Annotated in this window: 16 protein-coding genes; 9 read left to right on the plus strand and 7 right to left on the minus strand. The window is 58.6% G+C overall.

The window, feature by feature from the left end:
* Positions 1 to 155 precede the first annotated feature (155 nt).
* Positions 156 to 836: a c-type cytochrome gene (locus G7020_RS00715; protein WP_181082139.1), complete on the minus strand. Its 681-nt coding sequence runs from the start codon at positions 834 to 836 to the stop codon at positions 156 to 158.
* Positions 837 to 1,182: 346 nt separating this feature from the next.
* On the opposite strand from G7020_RS00715, the gene G7020_RS00720 reads away from it, so the two are divergent.
* A complete protein-coding gene (locus G7020_RS00720) occupies positions 1,183 to 1,662 on the plus strand; it encodes an acyl-CoA thioesterase (protein ID WP_181082140.1) in 480 nt (159 codons plus the stop codon).
* A gap of 124 nt (positions 1,663 to 1,786) precedes the next feature.
* Entirely contained in the window at positions 1,787 to 2,125 is a 339-nt protein-coding gene (locus tag G7020_RS00725) for a zinc ribbon domain-containing protein YjdM (RefSeq protein ID WP_181082141.1), read from the plus strand.
* A 243-nt stretch (positions 2,126 to 2,368) separates the two neighbouring features.
* Here the strand turns inward: G7020_RS00725 and speA are convergent, their stop codons facing one another.
* The 3 genes from speA to thiO all read right to left on the minus strand — a co-directional run bounded on the left by speA (position 2,369) and on the right by thiO (position 6,231).
* Positions 2,369 to 4,282 carry an arginine decarboxylase gene (speA, locus tag G7020_RS00730; protein ID WP_181082142.1) on the minus strand — a complete coding sequence of 638 codons (1,914 nt, stop codon included), beginning with the start codon at positions 4,280 to 4,282 and terminating at the stop codon, positions 2,369 to 2,371.
* Positions 4,283 to 4,491: 209 nt separating this feature from the next.
* The gene (locus G7020_RS00735) at positions 4,492 to 4,863 is read right to left on the minus strand and encodes a translation initiation factor Sui1 (RefSeq protein WP_181082143.1); all 372 of its coding nucleotides are present in this window, start codon (positions 4,861 to 4,863) and stop codon (positions 4,492 to 4,494) included.
* A gap of 258 nt (positions 4,864 to 5,121) precedes the next feature.
* The gene (gene thiO / locus G7020_RS00740; RefSeq protein WP_181082144.1) at positions 5,122 to 6,231 is read right to left on the minus strand and encodes a glycine oxidase ThiO; all 1,110 of its coding nucleotides are present in this window, start codon (positions 6,229 to 6,231) and stop codon (positions 5,122 to 5,124) included.
* A 170-nt stretch (positions 6,232 to 6,401) separates the two neighbouring features.
* Between thiO and G7020_RS00745 the strand changes: the two genes are divergently transcribed.
* From G7020_RS00745 to G7020_RS00775, 7 genes are all read left to right on the plus strand, one after another.
* On the plus strand, positions 6,402 to 6,908 hold the full coding sequence (locus G7020_RS00745) for a GspH/FimT family pseudopilin (protein WP_181082145.1): 507 nt from the start codon (positions 6,402 to 6,404) through the stop codon (positions 6,906 to 6,908).
* A 171-nt stretch (positions 6,909 to 7,079) separates the two neighbouring features.
* Complete coding sequence (locus tag G7020_RS00750; protein ID WP_181082146.1) at positions 7,080 to 7,580, plus strand: GspH/FimT family pseudopilin; 501 nt, start codon at positions 7,080 to 7,082, stop codon at positions 7,578 to 7,580.
* The gene (gene pilV, locus G7020_RS00755) at positions 7,577 to 8,095 is read left to right on the plus strand and encodes a type IV pilus modification protein PilV (RefSeq protein WP_181082147.1); all 519 of its coding nucleotides are present in this window, start codon (positions 7,577 to 7,579) and stop codon (positions 8,093 to 8,095) included. Before G7020_RS00750 ends, pilV begins: the two co-directional genes overlap by 4 nt.
* Positions 8,096 to 8,097: 2 nt before the next feature.
* Positions 8,098 to 8,817 carry a prepilin-type N-terminal cleavage/methylation domain-containing protein gene (locus G7020_RS00760; RefSeq protein WP_181082148.1) on the plus strand — a complete coding sequence of 240 codons (720 nt, stop codon included), beginning with the start codon at positions 8,098 to 8,100 and terminating at the stop codon, positions 8,815 to 8,817.
* Entirely contained in the window at positions 8,814 to 9,371 is a 558-nt protein-coding gene (locus G7020_RS00765; RefSeq protein ID WP_181082149.1) for a pilus assembly PilX family protein, read from the plus strand. The genes G7020_RS00760 and G7020_RS00765 overlap by 4 nt, the downstream gene beginning before the upstream one ends.
* Before the next feature lie 32 nt (positions 9,372 to 9,403).
* Positions 9,404 to 13,258: a pilus assembly protein gene (locus G7020_RS00770; protein ID WP_258189214.1), complete on the plus strand. Its 3,855-nt coding sequence runs from the start codon at positions 9,404 to 9,406 to the stop codon at positions 13,256 to 13,258.
* Positions 13,255 to 13,701 (plus strand): type IV pilin protein, encoded by a 447-nt coding sequence (locus G7020_RS00775; RefSeq protein WP_181082150.1) that lies wholly within the window; start codon positions 13,255 to 13,257, stop codon positions 13,699 to 13,701. Before G7020_RS00770 ends, G7020_RS00775 begins: the two co-directional genes overlap by 4 nt.
* Before the next feature lie 164 nt (positions 13,702 to 13,865).
* Here G7020_RS00775 and ispH read toward each other — a convergent pair whose 3' ends face one another.
* The 3 genes from ispH to lspA form a co-directional block, all read right to left on the minus strand.
* Positions 13,866 to 14,810: a 4-hydroxy-3-methylbut-2-enyl diphosphate reductase gene (ispH, locus tag G7020_RS00780; RefSeq protein ID WP_181082151.1), complete on the minus strand. Its 945-nt coding sequence runs from the start codon at positions 14,808 to 14,810 to the stop codon at positions 13,866 to 13,868.
* 81 nt (positions 14,811 to 14,891) lie between these two features.
* Positions 14,892 to 15,329: an FKBP-type peptidyl-prolyl cis-trans isomerase gene (gene fkpB / locus G7020_RS00785; RefSeq protein WP_181082152.1), complete on the minus strand. Its 438-nt coding sequence runs from the start codon at positions 15,327 to 15,329 to the stop codon at positions 14,892 to 14,894.
* A complete protein-coding gene (gene lspA / locus G7020_RS00790) occupies positions 15,326 to 15,823 on the minus strand; it encodes a signal peptidase II (RefSeq protein ID WP_181082153.1) in 498 nt (165 codons plus the stop codon). Before lspA ends, fkpB begins: the two co-directional genes overlap by 4 nt.
* Positions 15,824 to 15,834 lie beyond the last annotated feature (11 nt).

Raw genomic sequence — 15,834 nt, forward strand, 5'->3', positions numbered from 1 at the left:
AGCACATAGGGCCAACCCACTGTGGGAGTAGCTTCAGTATCGGCGACGGAAGCGCCTGCGGCGATTCCATCCTACGAAGCATGACCACCACCGTAGCCTGGATTAGCCGAAGGCGTAATCCGGGTCTCCGAAGGCGTAATCCGGGTCTGCCCTGTCTACCAGGACGCAGTCCCGAGCAGCTTGGCCATGTTCTGCTTTTCCTCTTGCTCGCTCGGCTCCAACTGGGGCAGGTAGATTGCCAGCGCCTCGATATCTTCGTCGGAAAGCTGGCTGGCGATACCGAGCATCACCGAGCCAGCGCGGGCCGGATCATTGTTGCGAAAGCGCGTCAGAGCCTTGCGGATATAGTCACCGGGTTGGCCAGCCAGACGCGGCATCGTCTCCATGCCCTGTCCCTGCACCCCATGGCAGCCGACGCAGGTACGCTTGAACAGCGTTTCGCCCTGCCTGCTCAAGGCTTCGTCAACGACTGCTGTCGTCGGCAGGACTTTCTGCTGGCTGAAATAGACCGCGATATTGACGCGGTCTTCCATCGTCAGATTCTTCGCCAGACTCGTCATCACGTAATCCTCGCGCTCACCGCGAGCGAACTGCTCGAATGCGTGGAACAGGTAGATCGGGTTCTGCGCCGCCAGGTTGGGAATATGCGGTCGCTTGCTGTTGCCGTTCTCGCCGTGGCAATAGCCACAGAACAATGCACGCTCGCGTCCGGCTTCGAAGGCCTGCTGGCGCCGTTGTTCATCGGCCATCAGGTAATTGAAGCGGGTCATCGCCTCTTCGTTGGCCCCCGCGAAGGGAGCCAAGAAGCTCAGCAGAAAGCAGACGAAAATGCGCATGTAAGGAGTCCGGAACTGTGAAGGGCGGCGCTGCAAGCAGCTGTTGGGCGGCGGACTATAAATTGCTGAAACGTCGAAAAAGCCGGCACAGGTCAATAAAGCCTTCACAAAGGCGCCTGCAATCACGGTTTTCTGATACCGCCATCACATATGCAAACACCGGACAACTTGCACGTCGGATCGGTAAAGCGTGATCCGACCCACAAAGCTCCCGCCACGATCCAACCGTGCAGCCCAGCGGCTCATAGAACCCGATCAACCCTCACCCACCTGCGACAATAAGCCACACAAGCGACTCGTATTCGACTAAAGTAGCGGCCTTTTTCACCAGCACGAGCCGCACACCATGCTAGATGCACACGCCGAACTGACCATGACCGTACTGATGACTCCGGACAAGGCCAACTTTTCCGGCAATGTACATGGCGGCACCCTGCTGAAATACCTCGACGAAGTGGCCTACGCCTGCGCCAGCCGTTACGCCGGTGAATACGTGGTCACACTGTCGGTGGATCAGGTCACCTTCCGCCAGCCGATTCATGTCGGCGAGTTGGTGACCTTCCTCGCATCGGTCAACTACACCGGCACCAGCTCGATGGAAATCGGTATCAAGGTCGTCACCGAAGATATCCGGCAGAAGACCGTCCGCCACACCAACAGCTGCTTCTTCACCATGGTTGCAGTGGGTGAAGATGGCCGACCGACCAGCGTGCCTGCGCTGCAACCCCACACCCACGACCAGAAGCGCCGCTTTGCCCAGGCCCAGCAGCGCCGGCAGATTCGTCGTGAACTGGAAGAGCGCTATCAGGCCATCAGGAACACCTGACAGGCCGCTGAAACCAGGTCCGATCCACGGCGAAAACAGGTACTCCTTCTGCCCGCTGCGGCGAAGCCGCGGAAGACCCTATACAATCAACGGCCTTTTGCACCATTGAAACCGAGGATCTGCCGTGAGCTTACCGCCCTGCCCCCAATGCAACTCCGAATACACCTACGAGGACGGCCAGATGCTGGTCTGCCCCGAGTGCGCCCACGAGTGGTCCGCCAGCGCGCCGGACGCTTCTGCCGAAGATGAAAGAGTGATCAAGGATTCGGTGGGCAATACCCTGCAGGACGGCGACACCGTCACCGTGATCAAGGACCTGAAGGTCAAGGGCTCTTCGTCGGTGGTCAAGGTCGGCACCAAGGTGAAGAACATCCGCCTGTGCGACGGCGACCATGACATCGACTGCAAGATCGATGGCATCGGTGCGATGAAGCTAAAGTCCGAGTTCGTGCGCAAGGTCTGAGCACTACCCCCCCGCTCATTAATGCAAGCCGGGCTTCCCGGCTTTCGAGGAAACCCGACAAGCGCATTGGTGTGGCGTCATCCGCGATGTTTGACGGAAGCACCTGCGGCGATTCCATCCTACAAGACACCCATAGACCGTAGCCTGGATTAGCCGTAGGCGTAATCCGGTGTCCGAAGGCGTAACCCGACGATACGGGGCGACAGACGCAACCCGGTGAACGCAACGAAATGCCGCGCCCAATCAGGGCGTGAGATACGACGAGCGCGTCAGCCCCAGGCGCAGGGCATCGATGTACTGGGCGCGCTCCCTGGCGCTGAGCCGTGCACTGGATACCTTGTCGCGGTAGTGGGTCATCAGCTCCTCGGGTGACAGGTGCACGTAGCGCAGCATGTCCTCAATGGTGTCATGGGTCTCGATGCCGGCGTGGTGGTAGCTGCCATCCTCGCGCTGGTAGACGTTCACCGAATCGGTGTCGCCGAACAGGTTGTGCATGTCGCCGAGAATCTCCTGGTAGGCGCCGACCAGGAACACGCCGAGGAAATACTCTTCCCCTGCCTGGATCTCGTGTACCGGCATACTGCTCTCGATGCTCTGCTCATCGACGTAATGCCTGATCTTGCCGTCCGAGTCGCAGGTCAGGTCCTGCAGCACGGCGCGGCGCACCGGTTCTTCGGTCAACCGCTGCAACGGCACGATGGGCAGGATCTGGTCGATGGCCCAGGTATCGGGCAGGCTCTGGAATACCGAGAAGTTGCAGATGTACTTGTCCGCCAGCTTGTCGTTCAGTTCGTCGAGCACCGCGCGGTGGGAGCGCTGGCGGGCCTTGAGCTGGTTGTACAGGCGACGGCAGATGGCGAAATAGCTCTGCTCGGCCAGTGCCTTCTGCGCCAGCGACAGCTTGCCCGCGGCATATTGCGCCGAAGCCTCGCTTATATAGTGGGTGGCGCGCCAGTAGGTTTCGGTGACCATTTCCGGGTCGCTGGGCCCGAGCAGATCGACCAGCGACTGGACGATATCCGGCAGCTCGTCGTAATTCTCCACCACAGGCGCCTCGTCATTGTGGCGCTCGAAGTCGGTCACCTGCGTCACCAGCACCGCATGGTGCGCCGTCATCGCCCGCCCGCTTTCGGAGAAGATATGCGGGTGCGGCAACTCCTGACGATCACAGAACTCCTTGAGCATGCCCACCACGGTGCCGGCGTATTCGTCGATGTCGTAGTTGATGGAACTGGCATTGCGCGAATGGGTACCGTCGTAATCGACGCCCAAACCGCCGCCTACATCTATATGGTCAATAGGCAGGCCTATGGCGCGCAGCTCGGCATAATAACGGATGGCCTCGCGGAAACCGGAGCGATAGTCGGCCAGGTTGGCGATCTGCGAGCCCATATGGAAGTGCAGCAGACGCACGCCCTGCTCGATCTCCGCCGCGCGGAAGCGCTCGATCACAGTGAGCAGTTGCGCTGCCGACAGGCCGAACTTGGATTTCTCGCCACCGGTATCGGCCCACTTGCTCGACGCCAGGGACGACAGCCGCACGCGCAACCCGACCTGGGGCACGAGCTTCAGCTCGGCAGCCTCTTCGATCACCAGCTCCACTTCGGACATCTTCTCGATGACGATGAAAACGTTGTGGCCCAGCTTCTGGCCCATCAGCGCCAGGCGGATGAATTCCCGATCCTTGTAGCCGTTGCAGACGATGGTGCCGCCCTTGGGCGCCAGCGCCAGCACGGCCATCAGTTCGGGTTTGGAGCCGGCCTCCAGGCCGATGGCAACGTTCTGCGTGGCGATGATGTTCTTGATCACCGCCTCCTGCTGGTTGACCTTGATCGGATACAGGGCCGTGTAGCGCCCCTGGTAGTCGAGCCGCTCGATGTTGGCGTCGAAAGCACCGGTAAGATGCCGAACGCGGTCCTGCAGTATCCCCGGAAAGCGCACCAGCAAGGGCAGTGTCAGTCCGGCTTCGCGCAACTGCCCGATCAAACGGTTGAATTCGATCGGCTCGCCCATTGGTCCCTGCGGGCGTACCTCGACCTGCCCCTCATCACTGATCGAGAAATAACCCGCACCCCAGTGGCGGATGCCATAGACGCTGCGGCTATCGGCTGCGGTCCACTGGCTGCCATCGTCTTTACGTGTGCGTCGAACGGCCATTCAAGCCTCCTGAAAATGGGTGTGGTGTCTGCGTTTGGACAGCAGATGAGCTAAAAACAGACCAGGCCTTGCGTAGGAACGGCCATGCCCGTGAACGCTCCCGAGCGAAGTGTGGACCTTGCTCGCCAGCATGCCTGCGGGAGTGGCTTCAGCCACGAGACGTTGAGTTTGCCTGCATACAAAGCCCCCGGCGTCGAATTCGGACAAGCTCAACCGCCGGATTTCTTTGCCTTGAATCCGCGCTTTTGCAGTTCATCGAGCAGCAGCTGAACGTGATCGCCCTGAATTTCGATGACGCCCTCCTTGAGCGCACCACCGGTGCCACAGCGGCGTTTGAGGGCGCTGGCCAGTTCCTTGAGCTCCTCTTCGGCAAGCGGCACACCGGCAATGGTCGTCACGGTCTTGCCGCCGCGCCCCTTGCTCTCGCGACGAACGCGGGCGATACCATCACCTTCGGGAATCACCGTTTTCTTGCAGATACAGGCATCCAGTGGCTGGCTGCAATCGGGGCAGTGCCGCCCCGCATCGGTGGAAAACACCAGCCCGCCAAGGCCGGATAAAGAGGTGGTTTTCCTGGCCACACAAGCCTCTTGAGCAAAAAGAAGAAACGCCGAAACTATACCCGTCGAGCCCGCCTTTATCGACACCGGCAACCACCGATTCTGTAGGAGCAGGCCATGCCTGCGAACACCCCCTACGTCCGCCGCAGAACCCTTCGCGGCCATAAGCTAAGCCTGCAGCACAGAATCTTCCTGCTTTCGTGGGAAGGGCTGGGACGCCGAGTCCATGCCCGTGAAGGGAAGCCGCACCAAGCCATGGAGCTGTGCGAGTACAGGCCCCTACAAAACAGCTTGCTGCATCCGCCCCAGCGGGGCATAAGGCGCCGGATCGAGCGTCGGCTCACGCCCGATCATCAGCTCCGCCAGCAACTGGCAGGACGCCGGCGCCAGTACCAGGCCATTGCGGAAATGCCCACAGTTGAGCCAGAGCCCCTCGAAGCCGGGCACCTCACCGATATAAGGAATGCCCTCCGGCGAGCCCGGACGCAGCCCCGCCCAGTGCCTGACCACCTCGGCGTCGGCCAGCGCCGGAAGCAGCTCGGCGGCGGTGGCGCGCAGGCTGTCGAGCGCATCCTCGGTGGGCGTCTTATCGAAGCCGACATCCTCCAGTGTGCTGCCGACCAGTACATGGCCGTCGCGCCGAGGGATCGCATAACGCCGTTTGGCCAGCACCATGCTCGGCAGAAAATCTTCCGCGCACTTGAACAGGATCATCTGCCCCTTCATCGGCTTGACCGGCAACGCCAACCCCAGCGTCGCCAACAGCTCACCGCTCCAGGCGCCAGCGGCGACCACCACCCGCTCGGCACGCATGTCGCCCTGTGCGGTCTGAACACCCAGAATTCGCCCACCTTCACGCACGAATCCCGTCACCGGGCAATGCGCCACGACTCGCACATTGGTCATTCGCGCCAGCGCCTCACGCAAGGCGCGCAACAGGCGCGGGTTGCGCACATTGGCCACACCCGGCATGAACACCGCCTTCGAGAACCCTTCGCCAAGCGCAGGCACGGCAGCCCGCACCCGTTCCATCGCCACCCGCTGCAAAGGCCGCCCCTGCCTCTCGGCCCAGCCCAACGCCTCATCTTCGTCATGCAGATCCAGCCAGTACAGACCGGTCTCATGCACCTCGGGATCGATCCCCGTCTGCTCGTGAAGACTATCGCCAAAACCCGGATAGAAATCCTGCGACCAATGCGCCAACGCCGTAACCGCCGAACTATAGCGCCACGGATACAGCGGCGACACGATACCGCCCCCGGCCCAGGAAGCCTCGGCGCCCGTTTCGCCCGATTCGAGCAGAACCACGCGCAGGCCTGCGCTGGCCAGTTGATAAGCCGAAAGCAGACCGATAACGCCGCCGCCGATGATGATGATTTCCTGCTTCACAGCTGTCTCCCGAGCCTGGTTCACACTTTCGACTGCCACTCCTTGACTTGCAGGGAGCCGCGTTTACAACTGGACCTGCCGGCCTGTCTGCTGGCGTCACACCAATCGGAAACGAACAAAGCATGGCAGCGCCAGGACGGCGCAGCATCATACTTGCAAAGGACCTGCCCATGACGAATCGAGATCAAGGCTTCACGCTGATCGAGTTGCTGATCACCCTGTCAATTCTCACCATTGTCATTTCCATCGCTGTCCCGGCGATGGCCGACCTTATCGCCCGCAACCGGCAGCAAGTCCTGCTGAACCAGGTACAGGACGCCATCCAGAAGGCCCGCGCCAAAGCGGTGCTGCATCGTCAGACAATTGTTCTCTGTGGCACCCGCGATACGACCAGTTGCATCAGTGACTGGCGCAACGGCTGGCTGACTCAGGCGGAAACGACAGGACAGGTACTCGCTGTAACCCAGCTACCCGCCGCCGACGAACTGCGCTGGAGTGGCTTCGGCGATCAACGGATACGGTTTTACGACAACGGCACCAGCCCCTGGAGCAATGGCCGCTTCTACCAGTGCTACAAGCAGCGCATCGCCTGGCAACTGATCCTCAGCCGCCAGGGCCGGCTGAGACAGGGCACAGCCGCCGACAACGCAAGCAAAGCCTCGCTGTGTGCATCCTGATAGACAGCGACAAGACCAAAGCATGGCCCCGATCACGCCGAAGTCCTTCCACAAACCTGATAATCGCGCCGACAGCCGGTCATCCCGACAAACGCACCGGCCATCCCGGCAAAACGGACAATGCGCCCGAGCCGAATCATTATCCGCTCAAGCATTTCAACGGAGCGCACCATGTCACGCCGCAGCGACATGCATGGATTCACCCTGGTCGAGCTGTTGATCGTACTTGCGCTACTGGCCATCGCAGCCGGTATCGCAATGCCCAATTTCGCCCGCCTGGTCGCCAACAACCAGATCGAAGCGCAAGCGCAGACACTCAACAGCCTGCTGCAGTTCGCCCGCTCGCAGGCCGTAGTGCGGCGCACCTCTATCGCCCTGAGTAACGATGCCAATGATTGGCACGTGACGAATGCAGTGGATGACACCCTGCTGCGCCAGGAAACCTTCAATCCCGAGCACGCCACGATCGCCACCGACCTGACGCCTCCCATCGCAATTGCCTTTACTGCGAACGGCTCAGCCGAGGCTGCACGCTTCGTTGTCTGCCGCGACGACAACCCGGCCTTCGCCTACCTGATTACCGTGCAACCCAGCGGCAATACGCGCCTGATGCCCCGTGGCAAGGATGAAAACGGCAACGACCTGCAGGACTGCGAGCCAGAAGAACCATGAAAAAACAACACAACAACCAAGGCTTCAGCCTTATCGAAGTGCTGGTCACCCTGGTGCTTCTCACCATTGGCATCCTTGCATTGGTGGCGATGCAGGGTCGCGGCATCCAGTTCACTTCGGACTCGATAGCCCGCAACAACGCCATCATGCTGGCTACCGAAATACTGGAAACGATGCGCGCCAATCCAGGTTCGCGAGACGGCTATCTGATCGAACAGCTCCAGGCCGACGGCGAGTGCGCCGGAGCCTCCATTGATGCAACCGATGTTGCCGAGCAACTCACCTGCTGGAGCGAAAAGGCACGCACGCTGATGCCCGGCGCCAATGGCGACAGAACTGAGGCACAAGCCGTACGCAACAACTTCTACGTATGCCGCTCACTGCAAGCTGGGGCCTGCGCAGCCGGCGACGGTTCGACCATTGAGGTCCAGATAGCATGGCGTTCCAATGGCGAACATTGCAGCACTGGCAATGACCCTTTCATCTGCACCTTGCGCCTGCGCGGAGAACTTTGACCATGCACAAGCAACATGGCCTTTCGATCATTGAAATGATGGTCGCGCTGGTGATCAGCAGCATCCTGATTATCGGTATCACGCAGGTCTATCTCGACAACCGCGAAAACACTCTGTTTCAGCAAAGCCAGGGACAGAATATCGACAACGCCCGCTTCTCCATCCTTCTGCTGGAACAAACGCTGGCCAAGGCGGGCTATCGCCGCGCCCCTGACGAAACCATGAAAACAGCCTTTCCTAGCGACAATATTGGCGCATGCGGACAGATGAACGCCGGGCAGGTAGTCAAGCGGTTAAGCGACACTTCGTTCTGCATTCGTTATCAGCCAGCCTTTCCAGAGGCCCGTGATTGCGCTGGCGACAACATCGACAACATTCCTGCCCCCTATATATCCGCTGCTCCGGTAACGGAAATATTTGACCTCGCTGATGGCAACCTCACCTGCAACGGCCAGACCATCACTAGCGATATTGCAGAGCTGAGTTTCGTTTATGGGGTAAATACCAGCGAAGAGAAGCGCATCAGCAAATACGACCCCGCACCTGGCACGGACGACAATATTCGCGCAGTGCAATTCTCCATTCTCACTGCAAGCCCAACCGAAGTTGCAAAAAATCCTGGCAGTGCAGCCTATACGTTCTGGTTCGGCGAAGACCCTGACGACAAACGTCTTTACACCATGCTTTCCAGTAGCACCAGCATGAGGAACCTGATGCCATGAGCCGCCCACACTACCCGCTCAACCGACGCCAACAACGTGGTGTCAGCTTGCTGATCGCACTGGTTTTCCTGTTGATAATCACCGTTCTGGCTATTGCCAATATGCGCGAAGTCAGCCTGGAATCACGGATCACCGGCAATATGATCGAACAGAAACAATTGCTGAATATCGCCGAAGCCAGTGTCCGGGATGGGGAGCGCCGCACCCTTCTACATGGCCCTCATGAACCGACAAGCGATTGCCAGGATATCGACCCCGGAAAGCTCTGCCTGCTTCATGGAGAAGCCAAGTACGCAATAAGTACGGATAACACTCAAGTCTATTCACCCGACGACGACACCGAGCTTCCCGGCAACGCTACCTGGTATGCGCAAACTGCTCCTGGCGGTGAGTTGCTAGGCCAAACGGAGAACCCGGAATACGGAAATATGCTGCTTGGTATAGGCGTGTTCCGCTACGAAATAAACGGCATCGCCAACAACAATGATTTGAATAGCGCTGTGCGCTCAACCGTCGCCCTGAATTCAAAGGGAAGGATCGAGCACGAACAATAAGCTTGCTCGTCAAGTCATACAGGGAAAAAAACATGAACGCATCCCCTTTTTTTGCAAGGAGCCTGCTGAGTACGCTGGGCTTTCTTCTCTACTTCTCCGGCACCCTGAGCGCCAGCGCAGCGGCGCTGAGTGTCAGTCAGAAGCCACTAATACTTACTGAAACAGTACCACCGAACATGCTACTGACTCTCGATGAATCAGGAAGCATGTCTTGGGGATACGTTCCTGATTCAGTGGAAAGCAGCGTAATCATCGGCTCCGACATTACACGCCTCTATGCCGCGAATGCATTCAACCCGATGTACTACACCCCTGACACCCAGTACATTATCCCGCCGTTCTTTGATACAAGCGGTAGTGAAGTCCAGCTCTCAACCCAATACACCAATGCTCCTATTAATGGATTCAGGCCTGGAGACGGCACTCTTGACCTGTCCAACTACTATCGACCGACGGGCAAAGAGTACCGAATGCCTAGCGGTAGTCACAATCAGCTCAACGGGCCGACCAACGACTTCCGGGCAACCATTACGTTCAATTCAAACGAAACAAAAAAAGCAACCAGCGCGGCTGGTATAGAATTTGAAGTTACCCGCTCCGGAAATAGTGGGAATCGCAATTACACATGCAAAATTCTTCAATCCGGCCCGGTACTGGACGTCACCGGTTTCTCCTGCGCAAGGAATAACAACGAATACACCGCCAGGACGCCAGCTTACTACTACTCCTTCGACAGCACACTGACAGGCTGCAACAACACCAAGTCAGACACAGACTGCTACAAGCTCGTTTTTGTAGCGGATGACGAAAAAGACAATTTCGCTATCTGGTACTCCTTTTACAGAACCCGCGCCCTAGCAACTTTATCTGCCACCAGTATGGCCTTTGCTCAGTTATCGCCAGCCGTCCGCCTGGGCTGGCAGGATCTTGCACGTTGCACCAAGCTCAATGGTGGAAACGCAGCACTCTGCAAGGATAACAAGTTTCGCCAATACGACTCACTACATAAGGGACAATTCTATAGTTGGCTTAAAGACATATACTTCAACAGCGGAACCCCTCTTCCGGCAGCCATGAAAAGGGCCGGAGAGTTCTTCAAGGAAGATGTCGCCTGGCATAAGTATCCGAACAGCCGAAACACCTCCGAAAAGAACACCAAAGAAAACACTTATGCCTGCAGGGCGAGCTATCACATCCTGATGACCGACGGCATGTGGAACGCAACAACCGATAATCCCAGTTCATTCCGCCATGACAATGCCACTTTTACATTGCCTGACGGAGAGAAATATACAGGCCAACATCCCTACCAAGACAATAAATCAAGTACGCTTGCCGACCTGGCTATGCATTACTGGGCCACCGACCTGAGAAGTGGGACGGGCGGTTTGCCTAATGAACTTAAACCCTATGTCCATACAAAAAACACTGATCCGGATAAACAGTATTGGGATCCACGAAACGATCCTGCCACCTGGCAGCATATGACCAACTTCATCATGGGCCTAGGTCTCACCAGTACTCTGAATAGCCCCGGCATTCCCTGGGCGGGCAGCAGCCATCAAGGCGCAGGCTATGAAGCCCTGACGGCAGGGACCAAAAGCTGGCCGGAAGCATCCAGTGGCAGCGACAACAACGTATATGACTTATGGCACGCCGCCATTAACTCTCGCGGCGAGTTTTTCAGCGTCGATAGCCCCGAAACCATGATCAAGGCGTTCAAAGATATTCTTAACCGCATCGCCGATCGCACCACAACTGCTGCTCGCCCCGCAGTATCAGCGTCGTTCGTTACCGATAACGCTGGCGGCAGTTTGCAAAGCAACGTCTACGCCACCCAGTTCTCCAGCGAGGACTGGAGTGGCGAACTGAGCAAGACCAAGCTGGCCGCCGGTCAGACGGAAAAGCTATGGACCAGCACAACCCAAAGCCCCGAAAACCGTGAAATCTTGATGGCTGGCGCAGAAACAACAAGCAGTAAACTGAAAGCGTTCAACTGGAGCAATCTCGGTGATCTGCAAGGACTGCTCGATATCAATCCTGAAAGCCTGGTGGGTGCGAAGGACAATCGCGGCGCGGATCGCGTGAACTACATCCGTGGCAATCGCAGCCTAGAAGGTGACAGCGAGACAAGTTTCCGTCGACGCAATAGCAGCACGGTAATTGGCGACATCATCAATTCCAGCCCCGTGGTGGTTGGCACGCCTGCCTATCTGGCTTATCTGGCGGATGCCATCGAGGAATCAGACAGAAGCGATTACAAAAGCTACGCATCATTCCGTGAGGCTAACCGGAAAGCGGTCACCGATCCTGATACAGGCGCCGTATCAGGCCGAAAAGAAATGATCTATGTCGGCGGTAACGACGGCATGCTACATGGTTTCAATGCCGCTACCGGTATTGAGGAGTTCGCCTTTATTCCCACCGAAGTGATCAAGAACCTCTATCGCCTCACCGGCAAGAATTACAGCGGCGGCGAGCATCATTACTTCGTCGACGGCACGCCTATCGTTCGCGACGTCTACCTGAGCGACGATGAAGGCTGGCGCACGGTTCTAATCGGCACCCTGCGCGCCGGTGGCAAGGCACTGTTCGCGCTCGACATTACCGATCCGGGAAATATAAAGCTGCTCTGGGAGTTCGACTCAACTACCGATGAGGATCTTGGCTACACCTTTGCACAGCCAGAAATTGTACGACTGCACACTGGTGAGTGGGCTGTATTGCAAGGCAACGGCTATGACAGCACCAACGACAGAGCTGCGTTATTGATCATCAACATCAAGACCGGTGAGCTGATCAAGAAAATCCTGGTGCCTGAAGAAGTTGCCGATAACGGCATCACGCTGCCCAATGGCCTTTCCAGCGTACGCGGCGCGGACAATAACGGCGACGGCCTGGTGGACTACGCCTATGCGGGCGACCTGCAAGGCAATCTGTGGCGCTTTGATCTGGTAAGAGACTTTGCCAGCGAAGAAACATCCGACCCTTTCAGCCGAACCAACCCCGAAGTTGCCAGTACCTCGAAAAATGACTTCAAACTGGCCTATGGCGGGAAACCGCTATTCACCGCCCGCGACAGCAAAGACATCAGCCGTCAGCCCATTACCATTCAACCCTCACTTGTGCGCCACCCGAGCAGCCACGGTTATTTAGTTCTGGTAGGTACGGGTAAGTACTTCGAGCACAGCGACGCCAACGTCGATACCAGCCGCGCCATGACGCTCTATGGCATCTGGGATCGCAATACCAAACGGCAAGCCACGTCTGCCACTACGCTCCGCGCTGAGGAGCGGGATAACCTGCTTATGCAATCGTTCAGCGCGGAGGAAAAGAACGCCGCATTCATGAGCGCAGAAGAAGCCGTTACGGCGACTCGCGATATCCGTCTGCTCAGCAGCGAGGTGCCGCAGTGGTACAAGACGCCGGCGGAAGGCCAACCGCCTCTGGATACCAGAAACGATGTGAACGTCAATCACTGGGGCTGGGCCTTGGACATGGCCGTGGGTAGCAAGCTGGAGGGCGAGATGATCATCAACAACATGACGGCCAGTGGCTCCATCCTGTTCCTCAGCAGTCTGACGCCCAATCAGGACCCCTGTCAGGCGGGCGCTGATACCTGGCTGTATGCAGTCGACGCCTTCAGCGGCGGTCGTACCCGCTTTAATGTACTGGACCTTAACGCTGACAAGATCGTGGACAAGCTGGACCAATACACCAATAACGTTGTCTCCGGCATGCGCTTCCCTGCACTGGGTGGTTTCACTCTAGCCCCCGGCAACCAGGTGTTTGGCAGTGACGGTGCAGCCGACCCTGCAACCGTTGGCGACGACCCCAACAGCAGCGGACGCCAGAGCTGGCATATCGTCCCGGAGAAATATCAATGAGCAAGTTTCAGCAGCGCGGCTTTACCTTGATCGAACTGATGATCGTGGTGGCGATCCTGGGCATTCTGGCCGCTATTGCTTACCCGAACTACACGGAATATCTGAATCGCAGCAAGCGCGCCGAAGGCATGGCGCTGCTGCAGGAAATGGCTGCACGCCAGGAGCGCTTCTATGCGCAGAACAGCGCCTACGTGACATCCAACAACGACATCGGGAAGCTGGTCAGTGATCCATCAAAGGTCATCGGCTCCCGCATCCGCTCGGAAAGCGGCTACTACGATGTAGGGGTCGGCAACGGGGATGGCGGCTACTCCCTGACCGCCACTCCGGTCCTGCCCTTCAGCGACTCCGCCTGCGGCAACCTCACCCTGAATGCCATCGGCATCAAGGGCCGCAGCGCCAGCGGTTCGGATGCCAAGTCCGTAGAGCAATGCTGGAAATAAGGCAGTTCGTAGCCTGGATTAGCGAAGCGTAATCCGGGAAACGTTGCGCCACTGCTCCCGGATTACGCCTACGGCTAATCCAGGCTACAGGCTGGCTGCATTACCGGTATGCATGGAAAAAGCCGACGCGTATGGGTCGGCTTTTTCGCATCAGCGGTTGAATCTCATATCTGCTTGACCCTTAACTCCTTCGGCATCGAAAACGTCACGTTCTCCGGTCGCCCTTCCAGCTCATCCATCCCGGTGGCGCCCCACTCGCGCAACTGATCGATCACTCCACGCACCAGCACTTCAGGGGCCGAGGCGCCGGCGGTGATGCCGATGCGGGCGTTTTCGGCGAACCATTCGCGCCTGAGGTCTTCGGCGCCGTCGATCAGGTAGGCGGGGGTGTCCATGCGCTCGGCCAGTTCACGCAGGCGGTTGGAGTTGGAGCTGTTGGGGCTGCCGACCACCAGCACCACGTCGCACTCGCCGGCCAGTTGCTTGACCGCGTCCTGGCGGTTCTGGGTGGCGTAGCAGATGTCGTCCTTGCGTGGGCCGCCGATGCTGGGAAAGCGCGTGCGCAGCGCGTCGATCACGCGGCTGGTGTCGTCCATGGACAAGGTGGTCTGGGTGACGAAAGCCAGAACCTCGGGGTTGCGCACCTGCAGCTGGGCGACGTCGTCCTCATCCTCGACGAGGTAGATCGAGCCGCCGTTGGCGGTATCGTACTGGCCCATGGTGCCTTCGACTTCCGGATGGCCATGGTGGCCGATGAGGATGCATTCGCGCCCTTCTCGACTGTACTTGGTGACTTCCAGGTGCACCTTGGTGACCAGCGGGCAGGTCGCGTCGAATACCTTCAGGCCACGTTTATCCGCCTCCATTCGCACGGCCTGGGAGACGCCATGGGCGCTGAAGATGACGATGTAGCCATCGGGCACCTGATCCAGTTCGTCGACGAAGATCGCACCACGCTCGCGCAGGTCTTCCACGACGAACTTGTTGTGCACCACTTCGTGACGCACGTAGATCGGCGGGCCGAAGACTTCCAGGGCGCGGTTGACGATCTCGATGGCGCGATCGACACCGGCGCAAAAACCACGGGGATTGGCGAGTTTGATTTGCATGGAGGTGTCTCGGTAGGGAACCTGTGATGCGAGTGTACTGCGAAGCATCTGTGGGAGCGGACTTGTCCGCTCCCACAAGGGTCAGGCGTTCTTGATGTCGATGATCTCGACTTCGAATGTCAGCACCTTGCCCGCCAGCGGATGGTTGAAGTCCACGGTGACCTGGCGGTCGTCGAAGGCCTTGACCACGCCGGGCAACTCGGCGTTTGCGGCATCGTTGAAAATCACCAGCAGGCCTTCGGCAAGCTCCATACCCTCGAACTGGCTGCGCGGCATGACCTGCACGTTCTGCGGGTTGTGCTGGCCGAAGCCCTGCTCGGGCGCAACCTGCAGGGTGCGTTTGTCGCCGGCCTTGAGACCGTACAGCTGCTGCTCGAAGCCCGGCAGCAGGTTGCCGTCACCAACCTTGAAGGTGGCCGGCTTCTTGTCGAAGGTACTGTCGACCACATCGCCGTTTTCCAGGCCAAGCGCGAAATGCAGGGTGACTTCCTTGTCCGGCCCAATGCGCTGTTCAGTCATGCGGATTCTCCGGTTTTGTCGCTTTTGAACATGTCCAGCGCCAGCATCACGGCGCCGACGGTAATGGCGCTGTCGGCGATGTTGAACGCCGGAAAATACCAGCGGTTCTGCCAATGCACCAGGATGAAGTCGACCACGTGGCCCAGCACCACACGGTCGTACAGATTGCCAATCGCGCCACCCAGCACCAGCGCCAGCGCCACGGCCAGCCAGGTTTCACCGGCCTTGAGGCGCTTCATCCAGATCACCAGCACGACACTCACGCCCGTCGCGATCAGTGCGAACAGCCAGCGCTGCCAGCCGTCATGATCGGCGAGAAAGCTGAAGGCCGCACCGGTGTTGTAGGCCAGGGTCCAGGCGAAGTAGTCGGGAATGACGTCTACCTTCTGGTACAGGCTGAAATTGGCCTCGAACCAGTGCTTGGTCGCCTGATCGAGGACGATCACCAGCACGCTGAGCCAGAGCCAGGCGAGTTTGCCGAAACGCGTGGTCATCGCCTGGCTCC

Source organism: Stutzerimonas stutzeri (assembly GCF_013522825.1).
GTDB classification, from domain to species: domain Bacteria; phylum Pseudomonadota; class Gammaproteobacteria; order Pseudomonadales; family Pseudomonadaceae; genus Stutzerimonas; species Stutzerimonas stutzeri_AK.